Origin of the sequence: Cupriavidus sp. WGlv3, from assembly GCF_023952475.1 — a bacterium.
GTDB lineage: Bacteria > Pseudomonadota > Gammaproteobacteria > Burkholderiales > Burkholderiaceae > Cupriavidus > Cupriavidus phytorum.
Map to the genome: position 1 here is coordinate 543803 of NZ_JALHRX010000001.1, position 22439 is coordinate 566241.

The following is a 22439-nucleotide window of genomic DNA, read 5'->3' on the forward strand; positions in this document are numbered from 1 at the left end:
GCCCTGCAAGGCGGCGTGTCGCTGCGCTGGCCGATCCGGCCGATCGCTCAGACCGCGGCTTCGTCCTGCTCGCCGGTGCGGATGCGGATCACGCGCTCGATCTCGGTGACGAAGATCTTGCCGTCGCCGATCTTGCCGGTGTGGGCGGCCTTGACGATGGCATCCAGCACGGTATCCAGCTGGTTCTCGGCCACCACCACTTCGATCTTGATCTTGGGCAGGAAGTCGACCACGTACTCGGCGCCGCGGTACAGCTCGGTATGCCCTTTCTGGCGGCCAAATCCCTTTACTTCGGTCACCGTCAGCCCGGTCACGCCGACGTCAGCCAGGGCTTCACGCACCTCGTCGAGCTTGAACGGTTTGATGATGGCGGTAATCTGCTTCATGACTGGCCCCTGTTTATCGTTTGTTCACGCGCCCGGCGGCGCATCGCCGCGGACGCGGCGCTCTCCGGGGGGCATTTTAACAGCCCTTGGACGCTTGCATTTTGGCCAGGGCCACAGCCGGCGCGGCCGCTGCGTGGGCTGGCGCGCATCAGGCGCCATTCGTGCCTGTGGATAACCCTGTGGGCAGCCGTTGGAGAACCTGTGCACAAACCAGCACTCCAGTACCGTGTCCGCCCCCGGCGCTCAATCCGGCACCTTCTCCAGATCCGCCAGCCACACCACCGACTCCGAGTCGCTGGGCGCGCGCCAGTCGCCGCGCGGCGACAGGGAGCCGCCCGAGCCCACCTTGGGCGCATTGGGCACGCATGAGCGCTTGAACTGGCTGGTGCGGAAGAAGCGGTCCAGGAAGATCGCCAGGTTGCGCTTGATGTCGGGCAGGCCGTACTGGTTGCGCACCACGTGCGGGCCGTTGGGCCAGATGCCGCGCTCGCGGTCGCCCCAGGCATGCTGCGCCAGGAAGGCGATCTTGGACGGGGCAAAGCCGAAGCGCAGCGTGTAGTAGAGATTGAAGTCCTGCAGCTCGTACGGGCCGATGGTGCTCTCGGTCTTCTGCTCGGGGCCGTGGTTGCTGTCGCCGGGAATCAGCTCGGGGCTGATATCGGTATCGAGCACCGCCAGCAGCACGTCCGAGCCGCCCTCGCCCACCTGTCCGGTCTCGGCGACCCAGCGCACCAGGTGCGAGATCAGCGTCTTGGGCACGCTGGCGTTGACGTTGTAGTGCGACATGTGGTCGCCCACGCCATAGGTACACCAGCCCAACGCCAGCTCGCTCAGGTCGCCGGTGCCGATCACGATGGCATGGTTGTAGTTGGCCAGCCGGAACAGGTGGTTGGTGCGCTCGCCCGCCTGCACGTTCTCGAAGGTCACGTCGTAGACCTTCTCGCCGGCGGCATAGGGGTGGCCCAGGTCCTTCAGCATCGCCAGGCACGACGGCCGGATATCGATCTCGGTCGCGCTGCAGCCGACCACCTGCATCAGCTGGCGCGCCTGCTGCAGCGTGCGCCCGCTGGTGGCAAAGCCGGGCATGGTGTACGCGAGGATATTGGCGCGCGGCAGGCCCAGCCGGTCCATTGCCTTCGCACAGACCAGCAGCGCATGGGTGGAATCGAGTCCGCCCGAGACGCCGATCACCACCTTGCTGATCTTGCTCGCCGACAGCCGCTGCACCAGCGCCTGCACCTGGATGTTGTAGACCTCCATGCAGCGTTCGTCGCGCTGGCGCGGATCGGCCGGCACATACGGGAAGCGCGCCACGTTGCGCTCCAGCGGCAGCGACTTTTCCAGCGTCAGGTCGAGCGGGAAGCGGACCACGCGGAACCGGTCCACCTCGGCCTTGTGCCGCCGCACCGAGTGGCCGAAGGTGACCTGGTGCATGCGCTCGCGCGACAGCCGCTCGACGTCGATATCGGCGAACAGCAGGTGCGAGGTATCGGCAAAGCGCTCGGACTCGGCCAGCAGCTCGCCGTTCTCGCAGATCAGTGCCTGGCCGTCCCAGGCCAGGTCGGTGGACGACTCGCCCTTGCCGGCCGAGGTGTACAGGTAGGCCGCCAGGCAGCGCGCTGATTGCTGCGACACCAGCTGGTGCCGGTAGCCCGACTTGCCCACCACGATATTCGATGCCGACAGGTTGACCAGCACCGTGGCCCCGGCCAGCGCCGCGAACGACGACGGCGGGATCGGCACCCACACGTCCTCGCAGATTTCGGCGTGGAAGCGGAAGTCGGGGATGTCTTCGAGCTCGAACAGCAGGCCGGCGCCGAACGGCACCTGCTGGCCCTGCAGCTCGATCGAATCGACCGCAGCGTTATCGGCGGCGCTGAACTGGCGCGCCTCGTAGAACTCCCAGTAGTTCGGCAGGTAGCTCTTGGGCACCACGCCCTGGATGCGCCCGCGCGCCACCACCACCGCGCAGTTGAACAACTGGTGCTCGACCCGCAGCGGCATGCCGACCACCAGCGCCGCCGGCAGCTTGCGCGAGGCCTCGACGATGGTGGCCAGCGCCGCCTGGCAGGCGTCCAGCAGCGCGCGCTGGTGGAACAGGTCGTCGCAGGTGTAGGCCGACAGCCCCAGCTCCGGGAACGCGACCAGCACAGCGCCGCGCTGCGCCGCCTGCGTCGCCAGGGTAATGGTCTCGTTGGCGTTGAAGGCGGGGTCGGCCACGCGGCAGACCGGCACGCCCACCGCGACGCGCGCAAAGCCATGCGAATACAGGTTGAAAAACAGGTTTTTCATATCGGGCCTTGGTGATGGGAGTCGTGCGGTGGGCCGTTGGACCAGCCGCAAGCGTGCGGGTCGCCCGCAGCATCCGTGGATGCCGGGGAAAGCACTATTGACCAGGATGCTCCATTTTACGACGCCGACCCCGGCGCGGGGTTTCCGGTAGACTCGACCGGTCCACAGAGGGAACTGGTGCAATGCAGTCTGAACCATGCGTGCCCGGCCAGGGCGAGCCGGCACGGGAATCGCTCGACCGAGCCGGCGCTGCCGACGCGCAATACCGTACCGAGATCGTCTCCGACCTGGGCCAGGTCGATGCCGCCGCCTGGGACGCCCTGGTGGCCCGCCACGCCGACGCCACGCCCTTCCTCAAGCACGCCTTCCTGCACGCGCTGCACGCCAGCGGCAGCGCCTGCCCGGATACCGGGTGGCATCCGCGTTACCTGACCTTATGGGCGCCGCCCGCAGCGGGCCGTCCGCAACGGCTGGCCGCCGCCATGCCGCTGTACGCCAAGGCGCATTCCTATGGCGAGTATGTCTTCGACTGGGCCTGGGCCGACGCCTATGCGCGCAACGGCATCGAGTACTACCCCAAGTGGCTGGCGGCGATCCCGTTCACGCCGGTGCGCGGCGCGCGGCTGCTGGCCGAAGACGCCGAGGCGCGCCGGCTGCTGCTGCAGATGGCGCTGGCGCTGGCCGCCGACAGCCAGATGTCGTCGTTGCACATCCTGTTTCCGGACCAGGCCGAGGCCACGCTGATGGCGCAGGCCGGCATGCTGATGCGGCACGGCGTGCAGTTCCACTGGACCAATGACGGCTACGGCAGCTTCGATGACTTCCTCGCCACGCTGTCGCAGAAGAAGCGCAAGAACATCCGCGCCGAGCGCCGCCAGGTGGCCCAGGCCGGCATCACCTTCCGCCGCCTGCGCGGCGCCGAGATCGACGACGAGGCGTGGAAGTTCTTCAACCGCTGCTATCGCCAGACCTACCGCGAGCACCATTCCACCCCCTATCTGAACCTGGACTTCTTCCGCCGCATCGGCGCCGCCATGCCGCAGCACCTGCTGCTGGTGATCGCCGAGCGCGCGGGCAAGCCCATCGCCAGCTCGCTGCTGGTCTATGACGCGGCGCCCGAGGTCAGCACGCTCTACGGGCGCTACTGGGGCACGCTGGAATACCACCCGTGCCTGCATTTCGAGACCGCTTACTACCAGCCGCTCGAGTTCTGCATCGAACACGGCATCGGCACCTTCGAGGGTGGCGCGCAGGGCGAGCACAAGATGGCGCGGGGCTTCCTGCCGGTGGCGACGCGCTCGGCCCACTGGCTGGCGCACCCGGCCTTCGCCGATGCCGTCGAGCGTTTCCTCGCGCGCGAGCGCCAGGGCATCGACGCCTACCTGGACGAGCTGGGCGAACGCAACCCGTTCGCGCGTGCCTGACGCCTGCGTCGCTCAGCGCCACATGCGCCGCAGCGTGTCGTCGCCCAGCATGTAGTGGTGGAACAGCGATGCCATCGCATGCAGGCCGATGACCAGGTAGAACGCGGTGCCCAGGGTTTCGTGGAGGTCCTTGACAGTGTCCTTCAGCGCCGGGTCGGGCGCGACCAGTGCCGGCACTTCGATGCCCAGCGCAGGCAGCGCCAGCAGATGGCCGCCGGCATTCATCGCCAGCAGGCCCAGCAGCGGCTGGGCCAGGATGAACAGGTACAGCACCCAGTGCATGGCCGCGCCGGCCAGTTGCATCCAGCGCGCGCCCGGCTCCGGCGCGGGCGCGCCGCGCAGCAGGCGCCACAGCAGGCGCGGCACCGCCAGCACCAGCGCCAGCGCGCCGGCCCATTCATGCACCGCCATGGCCAGTGCGCGCGGCGGCGTGCCCCTGGCGAAGCTGCCCTTCAGCTCGATCGCGGCATAGGCCAGTGCCACGAGCACGAACACCGTCCAATGGAAGGACACCGCCAGCCGGTCATAGCGGCGCTGCGGCAAAGCCTGGATTTCGGTGATGGGATGCATGGGGACTCCTCTTGTTAGTACCCGCCTAGCGTAGCCCAGGCCACTTTACCGGGTGCTAACGCGCATCAAGCGCGCCACAAAAAAAACCCCGCCGGAGCGGGGTCTGTTCAGCGAGCGTTCAGCTTACTTCTTGTAGTTGGCCACGCCGTCGGTGATTTCCTTATGGGCTTCCTCGATGCCGGCCCAGCCTTCGACCTTGACCCACTTGCCGGCTTCCAGTGCCTTGTAGTGCTCAAAGAAATGCTTGATCTGGTCCAGCTGATTTTGCGGCACGTCCGACAGGCCCTTCATGTAGGCGGTGGCCGGCGACAGCTTGTCCACCGGCACGGCGACCAGCTTGGCGTCGACGCCGGCTTCGTCGGTCATCTTCAGCATGCCGAGTGCACGGCAGCGCACCACGGCGCCGGCCAGGATCGGGAACGGCGACAGCACCAGCACGTCGACCGGGTCGCCATCGCCCGACAGCGTCTGCGGGATATAGCCGTAGTTGGCCGGATAGCGCATGCCGGTGCCGATGAAGCGGTCGACGAACAGCAGGCCGGTCTCCTTGTCGGCCTCGTACTTCACCGGATCGCTCTGGGCCGAGATCTCGATGATGACGTTGAAATCGTTGGGGATGTCCTTGCCCGGGGTGACGAGGTTGAAGCTCATGCGGTTCTCCAGATGCCTGCGCTGTGTTGTCGGATGGCGGGCATTATAGCGGCTCGCGCCTGACCGGTTGCTGACAAGCCCCCGCCTGTCCTGACTTCGCTGGCCCGCTGCAACGCGTTGCAGCGACGCCGGCGTGGGCGATAATGGCGCATTCTTCAGCCGACACTGAATAGCCGCAGCCCCGATGCTGCCCTTACGCAGCCCCTAGCTGCCCCGGAGCCCCTCATGCACGCCCAGCACTTCGTCGCCAACCGCCTGATCGCGCCCGACAACGGCCTGCGCATCAAGGTCTTCGATCCCTCCAACGGCGAGCCCTTCGCCGAGATTGCGCGCGGCAACGCCACCGATATCAACGTCGCCGTCCATGCGGCGCGCCAGGCCGCCGACGGCGCCTGGGGCCAGATGGCCCCGGCCGAGCGGGTGCGCCTGCTCAACCGCGTCGCCGTGGCGCTGATCGCCCATGAAGAGGAACTGGGCGCGCTCGAGGCCCGCGACACCGGCAAGCCGCTGCGCCAGGCGCGCGCCGATGCCCGCGCGGTGGCGCGCTACTTCGAGTTCTACGCCGGCGCGGTCGACAAGCTGCACGGCCAGACCATTCCCTACAACCCCGGCTACACCGTGCTGACGGTGCGCGAGCCGCACGGCGTGACCGGCCACATCATCCCGTGGAACTACCCGCTGCAGATCTTCGGGCGCAGCGTCGGCGCCGCGCTGGCCGCCGGCAACGCCTGCGTGGTCAAGCCGGCGGAGGATGCCTGCCTGTCGCTGCTGCGCGTGGCCGAGATCGCCGCCGAGGCCGGCCTGCCCGAAGGCGCGCTCAACATCATCACCGGCTATGGCCACGAGGCCGGCGCCGCGCTGGCGCGCCATCCCGGCATCAACCACATCTCGTTCACCGGCTCGCCGCAGACCGGCAAGCTGGTGTCGCAGCTGGCCGCCGAGAACCACGTGCCGGTCACGCTGGAACTGGGCGGCAAGTCGCCGCAGATCGTGTTTGCCGATGCCGACCTCGACGCGCTGGTACCGGTGGTGGTCAACGGCATCGTGCAGAACGCCGGCCAGACCTGCTCGGCCGGCAGCCGCCTGCTGGTGGAGCGGCCGGTGTACGACGCGCTGCTCGACCGGATTGCCTCGGTATTCGAGTCGCTGCGCGTAGGTCCGGCCGAACTCGACCTCGAATGCGGCCCGCTGATCAGCCGCAAGCAGCAGCAGCGCGTGTGGGACTTCGTCTCCGACGCGCAGCACGCCGGCGTGGCGGTGATGGCGCAGGGCCAGATCGTGGCCGAGGCGCCCGAGGCCGGCTACTACCAGGTGCCGATGCTGTTCCGCGACGTGCCGCCCGCGCACCGGCTGGCACAGGAAGAAGTGTTCGGCCCGCTGCTGGCCGCGATGCCGTTCGACACCGAGGCCGAAGCCATCGCGCTGGCCAACGGCACGCCCTACGGGCTGGTCGCCGGGGTCTGGACCCGCGACGGCGGGCGCCAGCTGCGCCTGGCGCACAAGCTTCGCGCGGGCCAGGTCTTTATCAACAACTACGGCGCCGGCGGCGGCGTGGAACTGCCCTTCGGCGGCAGCGGCCAGTCCGGCTACGGCCGCGAAAAGGGCTTCGAGGCCCTGTACGGATTCACCACCCTGAAAACCATCGCCATTCAACATGGGTAACATCAATTTCCTGTCGGTCGCCTTCGCCATCTTCTTTTTCTGGATGGCCTGGCATGTGCGGAACAAGCGCGCCACCAATCCTTCCGGCATGCCGCGGCTGCAGGTGTTCAAGCGCAAGTGGGGCGACGTGGTCGGCGACCGCGTGCACTGGTGCCTGTATGTCGCGCTGCCGTTCCTGCTGGCGCTGATGATGGTGGCGAATGCCCTGAGGGGGCGCGGGCCGTTTTCGCATTAATCCCGCCCTGCACCGAACATCACCAAAACACTGAGGAGACAAGCCATGAGACTGGCCAACAAGGTAGCGATCGTCACCGGCGGCGGTTCCGGCTTCGGCGAAGGCATTGCCCATACCTTTGCGCGCGAGGGCGCCAACGTGGTGGTGGCCGACCTGCGCGAGGACGCCGCCGAGCGCGTCGCCGCGGCGATCCGCGACGCCGGCGGGCGCGCCCGCGCGGTGCGCGCCGATGTCTCGCGCGAAGCCGACACCGAGGCCATGCGCGAAGCCGCCCTGTCCGTCTTCGGCGACGTGCATATCGTCGTCAACAACGCCGGCACCACGCATCGCAACAAGCCCATCCTGGAAGTCACCGAGGACGAGTTCGACCGCGTCTACGCCGTCAACGTCAAGAGCATCTACTGGTCGGCGCGCGCGTTCGTCCCGCATTTCCGCCGGCGCGGCGGCGGCGTGTTCGTCAATATCGCGTCCACCGCCGGCATCCGGCCGCGGCCGGGGCTGGTCTGGTACAACGGTAGCAAGGGCGCGGTGATCACCGCCAGCAAGGCCATGGCCGCGGAGCTGGGCCCGGACAATATCCGCGTTAACTGCGTCAACCCCGTGATCGGTGCCACCGCGCTGCTCGAGGAATTCATGGGCATGCCCGACACGCCCGAGAACCGCGCACGCTTCCTCGCCACCATCCCGATGGGCCGCATGTCGACGCCGCAGGACGTGGCCAACGCCTGCCTGTACCTGGCCTCCGACGAAGCCGCCTTCATCACCGGCACCTGCATCGAAGTGGACGGCGGCCGCTGCGTCTGAAGCCGCGCCGCTAGTATTTCTGCTTGCTCAATCTTTCTGCTTGCTCAGTCGTACCGTAGCTGTAACAACGCGTCACACAGAAACGCATTGCCCCAGGAGACAGCATGACAACGACCGCAGTGACCCCCGGCGTCAGCGACGCCGCCTTTGAAGACGCCACCTACCGCAAGGTCAGCTGGCGCCTGGTGCCCTTCCTGCTGCTGTGCTACGTGGTGGCCTACCTGGACCGCGTCAACGTGGGCTTCGCCAAGCTGCAGATGCTGAACGACCTGCAGTTCAGCGAGACCGTCTACGGGCTGGGCGCCGGCATCTTCTTCATCGGCTACTTCCTGTTCGAGGTGCCGAGCAACGTGATCCTGCACAAGGTGGGCGCGCGCATCTGGATCGCGCGCATCATGATCACCTGGGGCGCGATCTCGGCGGCGATGATGTTCGTCACCACGCCGACCATGTTCTACGTGCTGCGCTTCCTGCTGGGCATTGCCGAGGCCGGCTTCTTCCCCGGCATCATCCTGTACCTGACCTACTGGTACCCGGCCAACCGGCGCGGGCGCACCACCACCTTCTTCATGACCGCGATCGCGCTGTCGGGCGTGATCGGCGGGCCGCTGTCGGGCTGGATCATGCAGTCCTTCGACGGCCACAACGGCTGGGCCGGCTGGCAGTGGATGTTCCTGCTGGAAGGCATTCCGTCGATCCTGGTGGGGCTGTGGGTGCTGGCCTACCTGGATGACCGCATCGCCCACGCCAAATGGCTGTCGGCCGAAGAGAAGGCGCTGCTGGAGCGCAATATCGCCAGCGAGAACGCGCACAAGGAAGACCCGCCGATCCGCACCGTGTTTGCCAGCCCGCGCGTGTGGCTGATGAGCGCGATCTACTTCTGCTTCGTGATGGGCCTGTACGGCGTCAGCTTCTGGCTGCCGACCATCATCAAGCAGACCGGGGTCAAGGGCGCACTCGACATCGGCCTGCTGACCGCCATTCCCTATGGCTGCGCGGTGGTCGGCATGGTGCTGGTGGCCTACAGCGCCGACCGCAGCGGCGAGCGCCGCTGGCATATCGCGGTACCGGCGCTGGCCGGCGCGCTCGGGCTGCTGCTGTCGGTGCAATGGCGCGGCGACACCACGCTGGCAATGGTGGCGCTGACGCTGGCGACGATCGGCATCCTGACCACGCTGCCACTGTTCTGGAGCCTGCCCACGGCGTTCCTGGCCGGCACCGGCGCGGCCGCGGGCATTGCGCTGATCAACTCGCTGGGCAACCTCGCCGGCTTTCTCAGCCCGTATGCGGTGGGCTGGCTCAAGGACCTGACCCACAGCACCGATTCCGGCATGTACCTGCTGGCCGCGTGCCTGGTGGTCGGCGCGGCGTTGACGCTGTCGGTACCGAAACGGCTGGTGAGCCGGAAGTGAAGTCGCGCGCGCGCCGCTTGCCGGCGCGAATGCGCTGTCGACTGACGCCGATGTAGGACCACGCCCGGCAGTGTCGCCCATTCCTGGGCCCTAGCATGGAAAAGAGACACCCGGAGTGATCCCGACGGGGTCCTCCGGGGCATCTGATTCCCAGCTTGCGAAGGAGGCCACGATGCCGCAACTGCCCCCGTTTGCCCCTACCCGTTCACTGAAGGTGGTCGAAGCGCGCCTGGCACGCCGCTCGCGCGTAAAGCGCCTGGTGCTGGCGCTCAGCGCCGGCGTGGTCGCGCTGCTGGCCCTGATGCCCGCCGCCAGCCATGCGCAGGCCCCCGTGGTGGATGCCAGCGCCGTGCCGGCAACCCCGGCAACGCCCGCTGCCGCCCCGGCCCCTGCGCCAGGCACGATGGCACCGACGCCGGGCGTCACCACGCCGCCCGCCACCACCGTCGCGCCGGCTGCCACGGTGCCGCCCTCCACCACAGTGCCGCCAGCGGCCACCATGCCGCCCGCGACCCAGCCAGCGCCCGGCATAACGGCGCCGGCCACGGCCGCGCCCCCGCCAACCGCTTCACCGATGCCGCCGCCCACCGGCACGCCGCCTGCGGTGCCCGCGCCGCCGCCGGTGGCAGCCCCGTCGCAGCCCCGGCCGCCGCTGAGCGTGCCGCCCGCGCCGCCGCCGCGCGACGCGATGGTGCAGCGCCAGGCCGGCCCGGTCGCCTATATCTGCGGCGGCGTGGCCGAGGACGAACAGGTCGCGCTGCAATCGCAGGCGCGCAAGTACAACATGAGCCTGCTGTTCACACAGGGCGCGCGCGGCGAGTACCTGTCGGATGTCGACGTCAAGCTGATGCGCGGCGGTAAGGAAGTGGCGAGCTTTGTCGCCGACGGACCGCGATGCCTGCTAAAGGCGCCGTCTGGCACCTACAACGTGCGTGCGACCTATCAGGGCCGGACCAAGAACATGACGGTCAGCACCAACAGCAAGAATGCGCAGATGCGGTGGTAGTGCGCTGAACCAGTGATGCCGTGATGCGCCCTGGGTGACCGCTTGGGTGCCCCCTCTCCCGCTTGCGGGAGAGGGGAGCAAACAAGCGGCGGATGGAACTGCGAGAGGCCATAAAATCCGCCCTCACCCCCCCTGCCCATCCCCCAGCATCTGCGCCACCGACCCCGCCGTTCCCGCCGCCCGCTCACCCAGCAAGCGGTGCAGCGTCCCCAGCAGCTCATCCTCGTTATACGGCTTGCCGAGGTACACGTTGACGCCGATTTCCTCCGCATAGCGGCGGTGCTTGTCGGCGGTGCGCGAGGTGATCATCACCAGCGGCAGGTGCGCGGTGCGCGCGTCGGAACGCACGTTGCGGGTCAGGTCGAAGCCGTCCATGTGCGGCATCTCGATATCGACCAGCATCGCGTCCGGCATCACGTCCTGCAGCTGCTTGAGCGCATCGACGCCGTCGCGCGCCAGCACCACGTGGTAGCCGGCGCGGCCCAGCAGGCGCTGAGTGGCCTTGCGCACGGTCAGCGAATCGTCCACCACCATCACGGTAGGCTGCGCCGCCAGGCCGGGCACGGGTTCGGCGGTGCCGTCGCCCGCCAGCTCCGCGACCGCGCCCGGTGGCGCGGACACGGCCTGCCGTTGCTGCGATGACGGCAGCGGCAGATCCAGCGGCAGCGAGCGGCCGCGCTCGCGCACGAAGCGCTGCGCCAGCACCACCGGGTTGTAGATCAGCACGATCTCGCCATCGCCGAGCGTGGTCGCGCCGGCGATGCCCTCCAGCCGCGCCAGGTGTGGGCCAATGTGCTTGACCACCACTTCGCGGTTGCCGACCACGTCGTCGACATGCACGGCGACGCGCTCGGCGCCGCTGCGCACCACCACGACGGGCGAATATTTGCGCCCCGCGGGCGCGGCCTCGCCCTGTTCCAGCAGCGCGCCGAAGTAGAAGAACGGCACCTCGGCGCCGGCCACGGTCGCGCGGCCATGGTTGTACGCGTCCAGCAGCGCCGGCCCCCGCAGTTGCTGCACCTGGTCGATCATGCCGCTGGGCACCGCATAGCGGCGCGCGCCCAGCGCGAACACCAGCACCTGCGTGATGGCCGTGGTCAGCGGCAGATGCACGGTGAAGGTGGTGCCCTGGCCGGGCTGCGATGCCAGCGTGATACGACCGCCCAGCGCCACGGTCTCGGCGCGCACCACGTCCATGCCCACGCCGCGGCCGGCGAGTTCGGACACCGCCTCCGCGGTGGAAAAGCCGGGGGTGAAGATCATCTCGGTCAGGCGCGCCTCGCTGGCGTCGTCGTCCGGCGCCAGCAGCCGGCGCTCGACCGCGCGCGCGCGGATGCGCGCCAGGTCCAGCCCGCCGCCGTCGTCGATGAAATGCAGCACCACCTCGTTGCCTTCCTGCTGCACCTCCAGCGTGAGCGCGCCGGTGACGGGCTTGCCCGCGCCGCGGCGTTGCGCGGCGGGCTCGATGCCGTGCGCCACCGCGTTGCGGATCAGGTGCTCGATCGGACCGGCCATGCGGTCCAGCACCGAGCGGTCGATCTCCACCGTGCCGCCCTTGATCAGCAGCCGCACTTCCTTGCCGGTCTCCGCTGCGGCCTGCCGCGCCACGCGGTAGAGCCGCTCGGCCAGCGCGTCGAACTGCACCATGCGCGCCTGCATCAGGCCGCGCTGCAGCCCGCGCGTCAACCGTGCCTGCGCAGCCAGGTCGCCGGCGGCGCGGTCGAAGCCGCGCTGCAGGTTCTGCTCGACGGTGGCGACGTCGTTGACCGACTCCGCCATCATCCGCGTCAGCTCCTGGAAGCGCGTGAAGCGGTCGAACTCGAGCGGATCGAATTCCTGCTTGTGCTGCGCATCGGCAATGCGCGATGCCATCTGCGATTCGGCCTGGATCTCGATCTCGCGCAGCTGCCCGCGCAAGCGCGCGACGTTGTCGTTCAGTTCGCCCAGGTAGGCGCGCATCGACTCCAGCTCGCTGTCCAGGCGCGCGCGCGTGGCACCGACCTCGCCGGCCTCGTTGATCAGCGTGTCGAGCGCGCGCGCCTGCACGCGCACCAGCGCGCGCTGCGGTTCCGCCGGTGCCAACGGTGCGAGCGGGGCGAGCGGCGCGGCCTGCGGCATCGGCACCATCACGTCGGACGGTCCCGGCACTACGGGCAGTTCAGGCAGAGGCGCCTCCGCGGGCGATGCGCCGGGAGCTTCGGCGTCTTCAGGCTCGGGCACGGCGGCATCGGCCGCTTGCTCGGGATCGGCCAGGCCGTTGACCACATCGGCATCGTCGGCCGGCAGCAGGCGGCCGGCCTGCAAGGCCTCGGCATGCGCCAGGATGCGGTCGTACCAGGCGTAGAGCCGCTCGAACACCTTCGGCGCAACCGGCTGCTGCCCCTGCGCGCGCAGCGTGCCGTCGAGCAGAGTTTCCATCTCGTGCGCGGCCTGCCCCAGTGCCATCGCTCCGGCCATGCGCGCGCTGCCCTTGAGCGTATGCAGCGCGCGCAGCACCAGCCCGCCATGGCGCGCGTCGTCGGGCGCGGCCTCCCAGCCGCGCAACAGCTTGCCCAGCTCGGGCAGCGAGCCCTGCGCCTCTTCCAGAAAGATCTGCACCAGCGCTGGGTCCGGTGCGATGCCAGCGTCGGCGGCCGGCGCCTCGGGCGCGCGCGGCGCCGTCGGCAGCGCGATCACCACCGCGTCATTGGCGGTGACAGGCGGCGCCGCAGGCGCTGCCCCGGCTTCGTCTGCCGGCGGCACGTCGGGTGCGGACTGTGCCGCGGGCGGCAGCCGGCCGAATACCTGCGCCATCGCATCATCGGTCTCCGCCGGCGGCGGCGCGGGCAGCGCCACGCGCGGCCGCAGCAGCGCGCGCTCGCCGAACTCGACCAGGCTGCGGCGCAACGCGGCATCGGCCTGCGGCCAGATGCCGGCGGCAAACTGGTGCAGCATGCCGCGCATGCGCTCGGCGGCCTGCTCCAGCAGGCGGAAATCGCCGGCATGCATCGCCACCGGATGCGAGCCCAGTTGCAGCAGCAGCGCTTCCAGCGCCTCGGCGATCTCGCGCACCGGCTCCAGGCCCACGGTCGACGCGCTGCCCTGCAGCGTGTGGGCGACGCGCAGCGCGAGCTCGCTCGGGCATGGATGGGCTTCGTGCCGCCATTCGGAGATATCGGTGGCGAACTGGCGCAGCAGGCCGTCGGCCTCCTGCAGATAGACGTTGTACAGCGCCAGGCCGATGCGCACCGGACCGATGACCTTGTAGTGGTCGTCCTCGTCCGACAGGCCGCCGGCCAGGCGGAACGGGATCACGTTGTCGTCGGGCGTGCCGGTGTCGGCAGGGGCGTCAGTATCGGCGGCCGTTGCGGCTGGGTCCGGATGCTCGTTCGACGCCGCGTCGCCAACCACGTCGGGCGCGGCCTGCGCCATGTCCGCGGCGGTGCCGGCATCGCGCACCGCCTCGGCGGCTGCCACCAGCGGCGCGATGTCGTGCCATGCCGCGGCGTCGCCGTGCAGCCGCGCCACCCACGCCGACAGCTCGGCATGCGCGCGGCGCAGCAGCCCCAGCAGCGCCGGCGCGGGCTCGCGCGCTTCGGCCAGCCACAGGTTCATCACCTGCTCCACCGCCCATGCCGCCTCGCCGTAGCGATGCAGGCCGACCATGCGGCTGGAGCCCTTGAGCGTGTGGAACGCGCGCCGCAGCCGGCTGAGCATGTCGGCATCGCGCAGCGCCTCGACACCGGCGCCAAGGTCGCCGGCGATGCCGCCCAGCACCTCGTCGGCCTCGTTCAGGAAGATGTCGAGCAGCTCGGCATCGATGGCGGCGTGGTCGCCGGCCGCGGGCATGGACGGCGTGGACGGCGTGGTCGCACCGGCCGGCACCGGCGCGGGCTCCGCGGGGATCGCGGCGAGCGCCATCACCATGCGCGCGCCGGCGTCGTCGCTGCCGGCAAGCCAGGCGTTGCACTGCGTGACGGCATCGGCGGCCTGGCGGCGCAGCGCGGCGTCGTCGTCGATGGCGGCCTGATCGGCCAGCGCCTGCAGCGCGGCCCGCAGCCGCTGCACCGCCGGCGCGTCGGCAACGGCGCCGGCACGCAGCGCTTCGTCGGCGGCGGCGCGCGCCGCGTCGAGCGGATCCTGCGGCGCGTGCGCATCACCCGCGGCAGCAGCCTCCGGCAAGGCCTCGGCGTGGCGCGCACGGCCGAACTCGAGCGCATCGGCGAACGCATGGACCACGCCAAGTTCCGCCGCCACCGTGCGCAGCAGCGCCGCGCGCGCGCCGGCGTCGGCAAGCTCGCCCTCATCGGCAAGGCGGGCCTTGACGGCCTCGACGGCAGCGCCGGCCTGCACGGCCTCGCCGGCCAGCGCGCCCGGCAGCGCCGGCGACGCCTGCAGCTGCGCCAGCGTCCCCGCCAGCGCGGCGAAGGCCTGGCGCGCGTCGCGCAGATGCGCGGCGCCGTCGGGGCGCGCCGCATTGCGGTCATAGCTGTCGAGCCAGGATTCGCCACTGTCGAGTTGCGCGCGCAGTTGCGCCACGGCCTCGCTGCGCTGCGCCTGGGCGCGCGCCTCGTCGACCATGCGCGCCAGCCAGGCCGGCGCGGCAGCGGCGCGGTCCGCCAGGCAGGCGGCCAGCGCGTCGCACTGCGCGGCAAAGTGCGCCGCGGCCGGATGGGCGGACTGTCCGTGCACGCGCCACGGCAGCGCCAGCGCACGCGACAGGAACAGCGCGATGCCGGCGGCGCCCAGCGCATCGCCCGCATCGCGCGCGCGCCCCGGCATCGCGGCCTGCGCCAGGCAACGCTGCAGCCCCGGCTGCGCCAGCGGCTGCGCGGCCTCGGCCAGTGCGGCCAGCGCGATCTCCCACGCGGCCTGGTCGGCGGCGGCGGCGCGTTCCAGCCCGGCCGCGGCCTGCTGCAGGTTGCGCGTGTCGATCGGGTCGAGCCAGCCGTAGTAGCGCAGCCGGAAATCGGCTTTTGCCTGCGCGTGGGCGGCATCGAGGCGGAACGCCGCCAGCGTGCGCGCGATGTCGGCGCGCAGTGCCGCCGCGTCGTCATTGGCGCCCTCGGCCAGCCCGGTGCATACCAGCAGGAACACCGCGTCGTTCAGCAGCGCCTGCGGCACGCGCACATGGCCCTGCTGGTACTGGCGCAGCAGCAGGTTGGCGCGGCCGGCAAAGCGCTTGGCGAGCAGGTCCGACGGCAGCAGGCCCAGCCCCAGCGCGCGGCACACCAGCCCGAGCACGTGCCAGACGCCGCGGTCGGGATGGTCGGCGGCACGGCGTGCTTCCTGCTCGTTGGCACGCAGCGCTTCCAGCGCCGCGTGCAGCGGCAGCCAGGCTTCGCGCAGCAGCGCCGCGTCGGCGCACGGCGTGGGCAGGCGCAGCGCCTTGAGCAAGGCCGACTCAAACTGCTGGCGCGCGCGCGTGACCGGAGCCGGCCCCTGCGCCGGCAGCAGCATGCCGGGCAGCATCTGCAGCTCGTCGAGCCACAGGTCGGCCGGATGCACACGCTCCTCCCCCAGCCTGGCGAGCACCGCGGCATAGGGCTGGAACAGGCGCAGCGGAGCCTCGTCGTCGCCGGCCATCAGGTCGTCGACATACTCGGCCAGCGCCTGCACGCCGGCGCGGAATACCGCCAGCGCCTCGGGGCCGGCGGCAACGGTGCCGGCGTCGATGGCGTCGAGCAGGCGGCGCAGCGCCTGGCAATACGGATCGGTCCCGCGCAGCCCGACGATATGCACCGCGCCGGCGGCCTGGTGCAGATGCTGGCCGGCCAGCCGCAGCGAGGTGGTATCGCGCGCGCCCAGCGCCTCGGGCGCCTGGCGCACTTCATCGACATAGTGGCCCAGCTCCGCGGCGGCGTCTTCGAGGGCGCTGCGCAGGCTGGGCGCCAGCCAGGCCAGGCCGGACAGGTCGCGCGCGGCGCCGCCGTCGGGCGACGGCTGCGCGCTGGCGGGCAACGGTGCGGGTTCGGGTTCAGGCACGGCGCCGGGGCCTGCCGGCTCGCGCGGGATCGGGGAATTCAGGGACATGACGGCTTCCCACTCAGGCGATCTTGAAGCGCGACACCGAGTTGCGCAGCTCCTCGCTCAGCAGCGTCAGCTGGCGCACCGACTGCGCGGTCTGGCGCGTGCCGGTGGTGGTCTGCTCGGTGACCTGCAGGATGCGTTCGATATGGCGCGCCACGGTGGTGGCCAGGTCGGCCTCGTGCGAGGTCGACTGCGAGATCTGCTCGATCAGCTCGGCGAGCTGGCGCGACACGCGCCCGATCTCGACCAGCGCGGCACCGGCGTGGTCCGACAGCCGCGCGCCTTCGACCACGCCCTGGGTGCTGCGCTCCATCGCGTGCACCGCGTCCTGGGTATCGGTCTGGATGGTGCGGATCAGCGCGCCGATCTGCTTGGTGGCCTCGCCGGAGCGTTCGGCCAGCCGCTGCACTTCTTCGGCCACCACCGAGAAGCCGCGCCCGGCCTCGCCCGCCGAGGCCGCCTGGATGGCGGCGTTGAGCGCCAGCACGTTGGTCTGCTCGGTAATGTCCGAGATCAGCTCGACGATCTCGCCGATCTCCTGCGACGACTCGCCCAGCCGCTTGATGCGCTTGGAGGTTTCCTGGATCTGCTCGCGGATGTCGTTCATGCCGGCAATCGCGTTCTGCACCGCGTGCTGGCCCTGTTCCGCGGCGGACAGCGAGGCACGCGCCACGTTGGCGGATTCGGCCGCGCCGCGCGACACCTGCGTGATGCGGTCGGCCATCTCCACCACCGACTCGCCGGTCTGGCGGATCTGGCGCGACTGCTCTTCGGTGGTCGACACCAGCTGGGTCGAGGTGGCCTGCACCTGCCCCGAGGCGTGCGTCACCTCGCCCGCGGTCTGCTGCACCCGGCCGACCAGCTCGCGCAGTTCTTCCACGGTGTAGTTGACCGAGTCGGCAATCGCGCCGGTGATGTCCTCGGTCACGGTGGCCTGGCGCGTCAGGTCGCCGTCGGCGATGTCCTGCAGCTCGTTCATCAGCTGCAGAATCGCCTTCTGGGTGTTGTCGTTGTTGCGCTTTTCGTCGAGCCGGCGGGCCTCGGCCTCGCGCTCGCGCGCCTCCGCTTCGAGCGCGCGCACGCGCGAATCGCGCAGGTACAGCGCCGCCAGGCCGACCAGGCACAGCAGCGTCAGCGCCGCCGACACCACGGTCGCGCCCAGCGTCAGCGGGCGGCTGCGCGCCGACTCCGCGTAGGCGCGCTGCAGCGCCGACAGTTCGGCGCGCAGCGCCTCGTTGTCGTTGAAGATCTGCTGCTGCGCGCGCTTGGCGGCGATCAGCCCGGGCAGGTTCTGCAGGATGGTCTGGGTGGTCTTCTGCACCGCCTCGAAGCGCTGCGACAGCTGCTGCAGGTAGCCGCGCGTCTCCTCGTCCGCGGCGGCGGACAGCCGCAGCGCCTCGCTGCCGTTGAGCAGGCCGTCCAGGGTCTCGCGGAAGGTATTGGTGTCCTTGCCCAGCAGGAACGCGGTCTCCGGGTTGACGCCTTCGCCGGCCAGGAACTCGTTCAGGTTCTTGCCCAGGCGCTGGGTCAGCATCACCAGCTGCGCCGAGGCCGCCACCTCGCGCGCATTGGCGCCGGACTGCAGCTTGATCGCGGCCACCTGTTCGGCGGACTCGAGCAGCTCGGGGTTGGAGGCGTTGAAGATCTGCAGGGTCTGGCCGATGGTGGTCAGCACCGGCTGCTGCGCCAGCACGTCGGCGGCGCTTTTCTCGGAGCGCTGCCAGGACTGCATCGCGGCCTGCAGCAGCGGCTCGGCCGCGCCGGTAGTGGCGCGCACGCGCTTTTCGTCGCTGCCCTGCTGCAGCGCCTTCAGGTCGCCCGACAGCGCATCCCGGGACTGGCGCAGCTGGGTGAAGGCCTGCGCATTGCCCAGCAGCGCGACCGGCACCGCCTTGCCCAGGCGCTGCGAGTGCATCAGCATGTCGCCGGCCACTTCGATCTGCGCGGCGGCATTGTTGGCGATGCGGTTATCCAGGTACACCGAGCCCAGCAGCGCCACCAGCGACACCACCACGCCCACGGTCAGCAGGCGCTGCTGCGAGGCGAACGGCATGCGCCCGAGCCAGCGGCCGAGGTGCTCCAGCGGGGTCGCGCCCAGCCCCGCGGCGACGGGCGGCACGGGCGCGGGTTCGGGGCCTCCGGCATAGGCCACGTCGGACCCGTCCGGAGCACCGGCGAGGCTGGTGGCAGCGTCGGCTGCCGGCGTGCGCCGGCCCAGGCTGAAATTCTTGAAACCCATGGCACCCTCTTCCGTTTTATCGTTGTCATTCCCCGGCGGCTCGTGCCGGGTGCGGCAGGCGATGGCCTGCGCGCCGTCATTGTCTGTGCCTGGCGTGACCGGCCCGCGCGCGTCAGGCGGCGACCTTGCCCGCCTGCAGGAAGGCTGGCGCGTCCAGCAGCGCGCGCACGTCCAGCACCTGCCAGTCGCGCCCCTCGCGGTCGGCATAGCGCTGCCCCTCCCAGGCCGGCGCCGGGTCGGGTCCGGCGGCAGCGGCGTCGCCGTGCGGCAAACCCAGGTCGGCGGCATGGCGCAGGCCGGCCACGCGCGTGGCCACGATCGCGCAGGCGCGCTCGGCGTCGCGCGACAGCACCACGATCTTGCTGCCCGGCTGCAGCGGCGTCGGCGCGCCGCCGCAGAACAGGCTGAAGTCGATCACCCCCATCAGGCTGCCGCGCGCGTTGACCAGGCCGCTGTACCACGGCTGGGTCAGCGGCACCGGGCTCGGCTGGCGCATATCCAGCACCTCGCCGGCATCGGCCAGCGGCAGCAGCCAGTGGCGCGCGCCCACCTGCAGCGCCAGGTAGCTGTCGGCGGCCGGCAGGCTGCGCGCCTCGCGCAGGCGCCGGGCCAGCATGGCCTGGTAATCCTGCAGGCGGGTGTGGCGGGCGCGGAGGTCTTGGCGTGGCGCGTTCATGTGCGGTCCCCGGAACAGGTGGCAGTGGCTTGCCGTGCGGCGGGCGCGGCCGGCGCAGGCGGGCTTAGTGCGCCAGCGCGGCGATCTTGCCCAGCAGCTCTTCGCCATCGACGGGCTTGACGATGTAGTCCGACGCGCCCTGGCGCATGCCCCAGATGCGGTCGGTATCCAGGCCCTTGCTGGTGCACATGATCACGGGGATGTCCTTGAAGCGGTCGTCGCGCTTGATCGCGCGGGTGGCCTGGTAGCCGTTCTGGCCGGGCATCACCACGTCCATCAGGATCAGGTCGAAGGCTTCGGCCTGCAGGCGGGCGAAGGCCTGCTCGCTGTTGCTGGCGACCGCGACCTTGAAGCCGCGCTTGCCGAGCAGGTCGGACATGAACAGCGCTTCGGTCGGGGAGTCGTCGACGATCAGGATCTTGTGAATGGCGGTCATGAGGTTTTCCTTCGATTCGTACACGGCGTGCCTGCGGTTCAGGCGGGCAACGCCTCGCCCGCGGGCTGGCATGGCAGGCAGGCCTGCACGGCCTGCAGCAACGCGTCGCGGGTAAATGGCTTGGCCAGGTGGTCATGCGCGCCGACCAGGCAGCCGCGCGAGCGGTCGAACACGCCGTCGCGCGAGGACAGCATGATCACGGGGATGGCGTGGAAACGCGGACTCTTCTTGATCAGCGAACAGGTCTGGTAGCCGTCCAGCCGGGGCATCAGGATGTCGCAGAAGACCAGGTCGGGATGCAGCTCGCCCACCTTGGCCAGCGCCTCGAAGCCGTCCTCGGCCAGCATCACCTGGTAGCCGGCCTGCGCCAGGAAGATTTCCGCGGTACGGCGGATGGTGCTCGAATCGTCGATGACCAGAACCTTGCGGCGCGGCGGTGGAGCGATCCCGGGCTTGAGGTCCGGATTGATGTCCGGCGCGGCGCCCGGAACAGGAACGCCAGGCGCCACACCGTGGGCGCCGGCGGTATTGACCCGCTGGTTTTCTTCTAAATGAGCGACCCGCATGTTGTTCCCGCGACCAGCGGCCCCTGGCGGAGCGCCGGCAAGCACCAGAGAACACCCGTGCGGAGCAGCGCGACCCATGCGCGCCCCGACGGACCCCCGAAATTCTTTTTATTTCCCTTCCAAGGCCGGGCTGAGCCCGGCAGTGGCGATGCGTGATCCCCGCATCTGCCCGCCGTCCTCCCCGCCGCGGGCGGAGGGACAGCCAGTCATTTTTGCAACAGAGTGTGACAAGACGCCGGGGGGCCGTCAATCCGGTGGGGCCAGCCCCCGGCGGCGTTCTGTCGCATCGGCGCGACGGGCGCGCCTGCCGTGTCGTTGTTCTTCTGGTTAGTGGCCGCTCAGATCGCGACCATCTCGAAATCTTCCTTGCGCGCGCCGCATTCCGGGCAGGTCCAGTTGATCGGCACGTCTTCCCAGCGGGTGCCGGGGGCGATGCCGTCTTCCGGCGCGCCGGCGGCTTCGTCGTAGATCCAGCCGCAGATCAGGCACATCCAAGTCTTGTATTCCATAACAGGCTCTGGCCACTCTCCATTAAAATCCAGCGCAGATGGTACCGAAACCGTGCCGCCGGCGCCAGCCGCGCGAGGGCCGGAATCGGGCCAGTTCCGCCGTGTTCGCACCCGTTAGCGCCTTGTTAGCGCACGATTGGCGGGCAATTGCAGCGAACTTCCGCTGTTTTTGCCGCATGTCAACGCTCGGGCCCAGGCCCGCCGAGCACGATCCCTGCAGTCCTGTCCTCACCTCAACGCCATGTCCCGTAATCAGCAGCTTTTCGACCGCGCCCAGCAGACCATTCCCGGGGGCGTCAATTCGCCCGTGCGCGCCTTCCGTTCGGTAGGGGGCACGCCGCGCTTCATCACGCGCGCCGAGGGCGCGTACATGTGGGACGCGGACGGCCAGCGCTATATCGACTACATCGGCTCCTGGGGCCCGATGATCGTCGGCCATGCCCATCCGGAGGTGGTGCGCGCGGTCCAGGAAACCGCCGCGCACAGCTTCTCGTTCGGCGCCCCGACCGAGGCCGAGATCACCATGGCCGAGGAAATCTGCAAGCTGGTGCCGTCGATCGAGCAGGTGCGCCTGGTCTCTTCCGGCACCGAAGCCACCATGAGCGCGCTGCGCCTGGCGCGCGGCTTTACCGGCCGCGACCTGATCATCAAGTTCGAAGGCTGCTACCACGGCCACGCCGACAGCCTGCTGGTCAAGGCCGGTTCCGGCCTGCTGACCTTTGCCGACACCACCCGCAACGCGCCGTCGTCGGCCGGCGTGCCGGCCGACGTGACGCGCCACACCATGGTGCTGGAGTACAACAACGTCGAGCAGCTGGAACAGGCCTTCGCCAAGCATGCGGGCGAGATCGCCGCGGTGATCGTCGAGCCGGTGGCCGGCAACATGAACCTGGTGCGCGCCAGCGATGCCTTCCTGCAGGCCATGCGGGAGCTGTGCAGCCGCGATGGCGCGGTGCTGATCTTCGACGAAGTCATGACCGGCTTCCGCGTGGCGCTGGGCGGCGCGCAGGCGCACTACGGCATCCGCCCCGACATGACCTGCCTGGGCAAGGTCATTGGCGGCGGCATGCCGGCGGCGGCGTTCGGCGGACGGCGCGACATCATGGCCAGCCTGGCGCCGCTGGGCGGCGTGTACCAGGCCGGCACGCTGTCGGGCAACCCCCTGGCGGTGGCGGCAGGCCTGACCACGCTCAAGCTGATCCAGGCGCCCGGCTTCTATGACCGCCTGGCCGCGCAGACGCGCAAGCTGGCCGACGGCCTGGCCGAAGCCGCCCGGGACGCGGGCGTGCCGTTCGCCGCGGATGCAGTCGGCGGCATGTTCGGGCTGTATTTCCGCGACGGCGTGCCCGGCAGCTTCGCCGAAGTCACACAGAGCGACACCGCCCGCTTCAACCGCTTCTTCCATGCCATGCTGGACCATGGCGTCTACCTGGCGCCGTCGGCGTTCGAAGCCGGCTTTGTCTCCGCGCAGCACGACGACGCCATCCTGGACGCCACCTTCGAGGCCGCGCGCAAGGCCTTCTCGGCGGCCTGAGCCGGCGCCTGCCGCCGGGCGCCACGTT

Annotated in this window: 17 protein-coding genes; 7 read left to right on the forward strand and 10 right to left on the reverse strand. The window is 70.1% G+C overall.

Going from position 1 to position 22439, the window contains the following annotated elements:
* Window positions 1–47 precede the first annotated feature (47 nt).
* The gene (glnK, locus tag MKD38_RS02585; RefSeq protein ID WP_006162803.1) at window positions 48–386 is read right to left on the reverse strand and encodes a P-II family nitrogen regulator; all 339 of its coding nucleotides are present in this window, start codon (window positions 384–386) and stop codon (window positions 48–50) included.
* Window positions 387–629: 243 nt separating this feature from the next.
* Window positions 630–2678, reverse strand: a complete 2049-nt coding sequence (locus MKD38_RS02590; protein WP_252674509.1) for an NAD(+) synthase — start codon at window positions 2676–2678, stop codon at window positions 630–632.
* A gap of 182 nt (window positions 2679–2860) precedes the next feature.
* Between MKD38_RS02590 and MKD38_RS02595 the strand changes: the two genes are divergently transcribed.
* On the forward strand, window positions 2861–4102 hold the full coding sequence (locus MKD38_RS02595; RefSeq protein WP_252674510.1) for a GNAT family N-acetyltransferase: 1242 nt from the start codon (window positions 2861–2863) through the stop codon (window positions 4100–4102).
* Window positions 4103–4114: 12 nt separating this feature from the next.
* On the opposite strand, the gene MKD38_RS02600 is transcribed toward MKD38_RS02595, so the two are convergent.
* Complete coding sequence (locus MKD38_RS02600; RefSeq protein ID WP_252674511.1) at window positions 4115–4672, reverse strand: cytochrome b; 558 nt, start codon at window positions 4670–4672, stop codon at window positions 4115–4117.
* A 123-nt stretch (window positions 4673–4795) separates the two neighbouring features.
* Entirely contained in the window at window positions 4796–5323 is a 528-nt protein-coding gene (ppa, locus tag MKD38_RS02605) for an inorganic diphosphatase (RefSeq protein ID WP_252674512.1), read from the reverse strand.
* 225 nt (window positions 5324–5548) lie between these two features.
* Between ppa and MKD38_RS02610 the strand changes: the two genes are divergently transcribed.
* The 5 genes from MKD38_RS02610 (at window position 5549) to MKD38_RS02630 (ending at window position 10442) form a co-directional block, all read left to right on the forward strand.
* The gene (locus MKD38_RS02610) at window positions 5549–6985 is read left to right on the forward strand and encodes an aldehyde dehydrogenase family protein (RefSeq protein ID WP_252674513.1); all 1437 of its coding nucleotides are present in this window, start codon (window positions 5549–5551) and stop codon (window positions 6983–6985) included.
* Window positions 6978–7220 (forward strand): hypothetical protein, encoded by a 243-nt coding sequence (locus MKD38_RS02615; protein WP_010813008.1) that lies wholly within the window; start codon window positions 6978–6980, stop codon window positions 7218–7220. Before MKD38_RS02610 ends, MKD38_RS02615 begins: the two co-directional genes overlap by 8 nt.
* Window positions 7221–7265: 45 nt before the next feature.
* Entirely contained in the window at window positions 7266–8024 is a 759-nt protein-coding gene (locus tag MKD38_RS02620; RefSeq protein WP_252674514.1) for an SDR family oxidoreductase, read from the forward strand.
* A gap of 104 nt (window positions 8025–8128) precedes the next feature.
* Window positions 8129–9436 carry an MFS transporter gene (locus tag MKD38_RS02625; RefSeq protein ID WP_252674515.1) on the forward strand — a complete coding sequence of 436 codons (1308 nt, stop codon included), beginning with the start codon at window positions 8129–8131 and terminating at the stop codon, window positions 9434–9436.
* 172 nt (window positions 9437–9608) lie between these two features.
* Window positions 9609–10442: a hypothetical protein gene (locus MKD38_RS02630; protein ID WP_252674516.1), complete on the forward strand. Its 834-nt coding sequence runs from the start codon at window positions 9609–9611 to the stop codon at window positions 10440–10442.
* A gap of 123 nt (window positions 10443–10565) precedes the next feature.
* On the opposite strand, the gene MKD38_RS02635 is transcribed toward MKD38_RS02630, so the two are convergent.
* The 6 genes from MKD38_RS02635 to MKD38_RS02660 form a co-directional block, all read right to left on the reverse strand.
* Window positions 10566–16454: a hybrid sensor histidine kinase/response regulator gene (locus MKD38_RS02635; RefSeq protein ID WP_252674517.1), complete on the reverse strand. Its 5889-nt coding sequence runs from the start codon at window positions 16452–16454 to the stop codon at window positions 10566–10568.
* Window positions 16455–16467: 13 nt separating this feature from the next.
* Entirely contained in the window at window positions 16468–18690 is a 2223-nt protein-coding gene (locus MKD38_RS02640) for a methyl-accepting chemotaxis protein (protein ID WP_252674518.1), read from the reverse strand.
* A 112-nt stretch (window positions 18691–18802) separates the two neighbouring features.
* The gene (locus tag MKD38_RS02645) at window positions 18803–19366 is read right to left on the reverse strand and encodes a chemotaxis protein CheW (protein WP_252674519.1); all 564 of its coding nucleotides are present in this window, start codon (window positions 19364–19366) and stop codon (window positions 18803–18805) included.
* Window positions 19367–19430: 64 nt separating this feature from the next.
* Window positions 19431–19802: a response regulator gene (locus MKD38_RS02650; RefSeq protein WP_012352035.1), complete on the reverse strand. Its 372-nt coding sequence runs from the start codon at window positions 19800–19802 to the stop codon at window positions 19431–19433.
* Window positions 19803–19840: 38 nt separating this feature from the next.
* Window positions 19841–20368 (reverse strand): response regulator, encoded by a 528-nt coding sequence (locus tag MKD38_RS02655; protein WP_305882505.1) that lies wholly within the window; start codon window positions 20366–20368, stop codon window positions 19841–19843.
* Between the two features lie 338 nt (window positions 20369–20706).
* The gene (locus tag MKD38_RS02660) at window positions 20707–20877 is read right to left on the reverse strand and encodes a rubredoxin (RefSeq protein ID WP_010813017.1); all 171 of its coding nucleotides are present in this window, start codon (window positions 20875–20877) and stop codon (window positions 20707–20709) included.
* A 241-nt stretch (window positions 20878–21118) separates the two neighbouring features.
* On the opposite strand from MKD38_RS02660, the gene hemL reads away from it, so the two are divergent.
* Window positions 21119–22411, forward strand: a complete 1293-nt coding sequence (hemL, locus tag MKD38_RS02665) for a glutamate-1-semialdehyde 2,1-aminomutase (RefSeq protein WP_252674520.1) — start codon at window positions 21119–21121, stop codon at window positions 22409–22411.
* Window positions 22412–22439 lie beyond the last annotated feature (28 nt).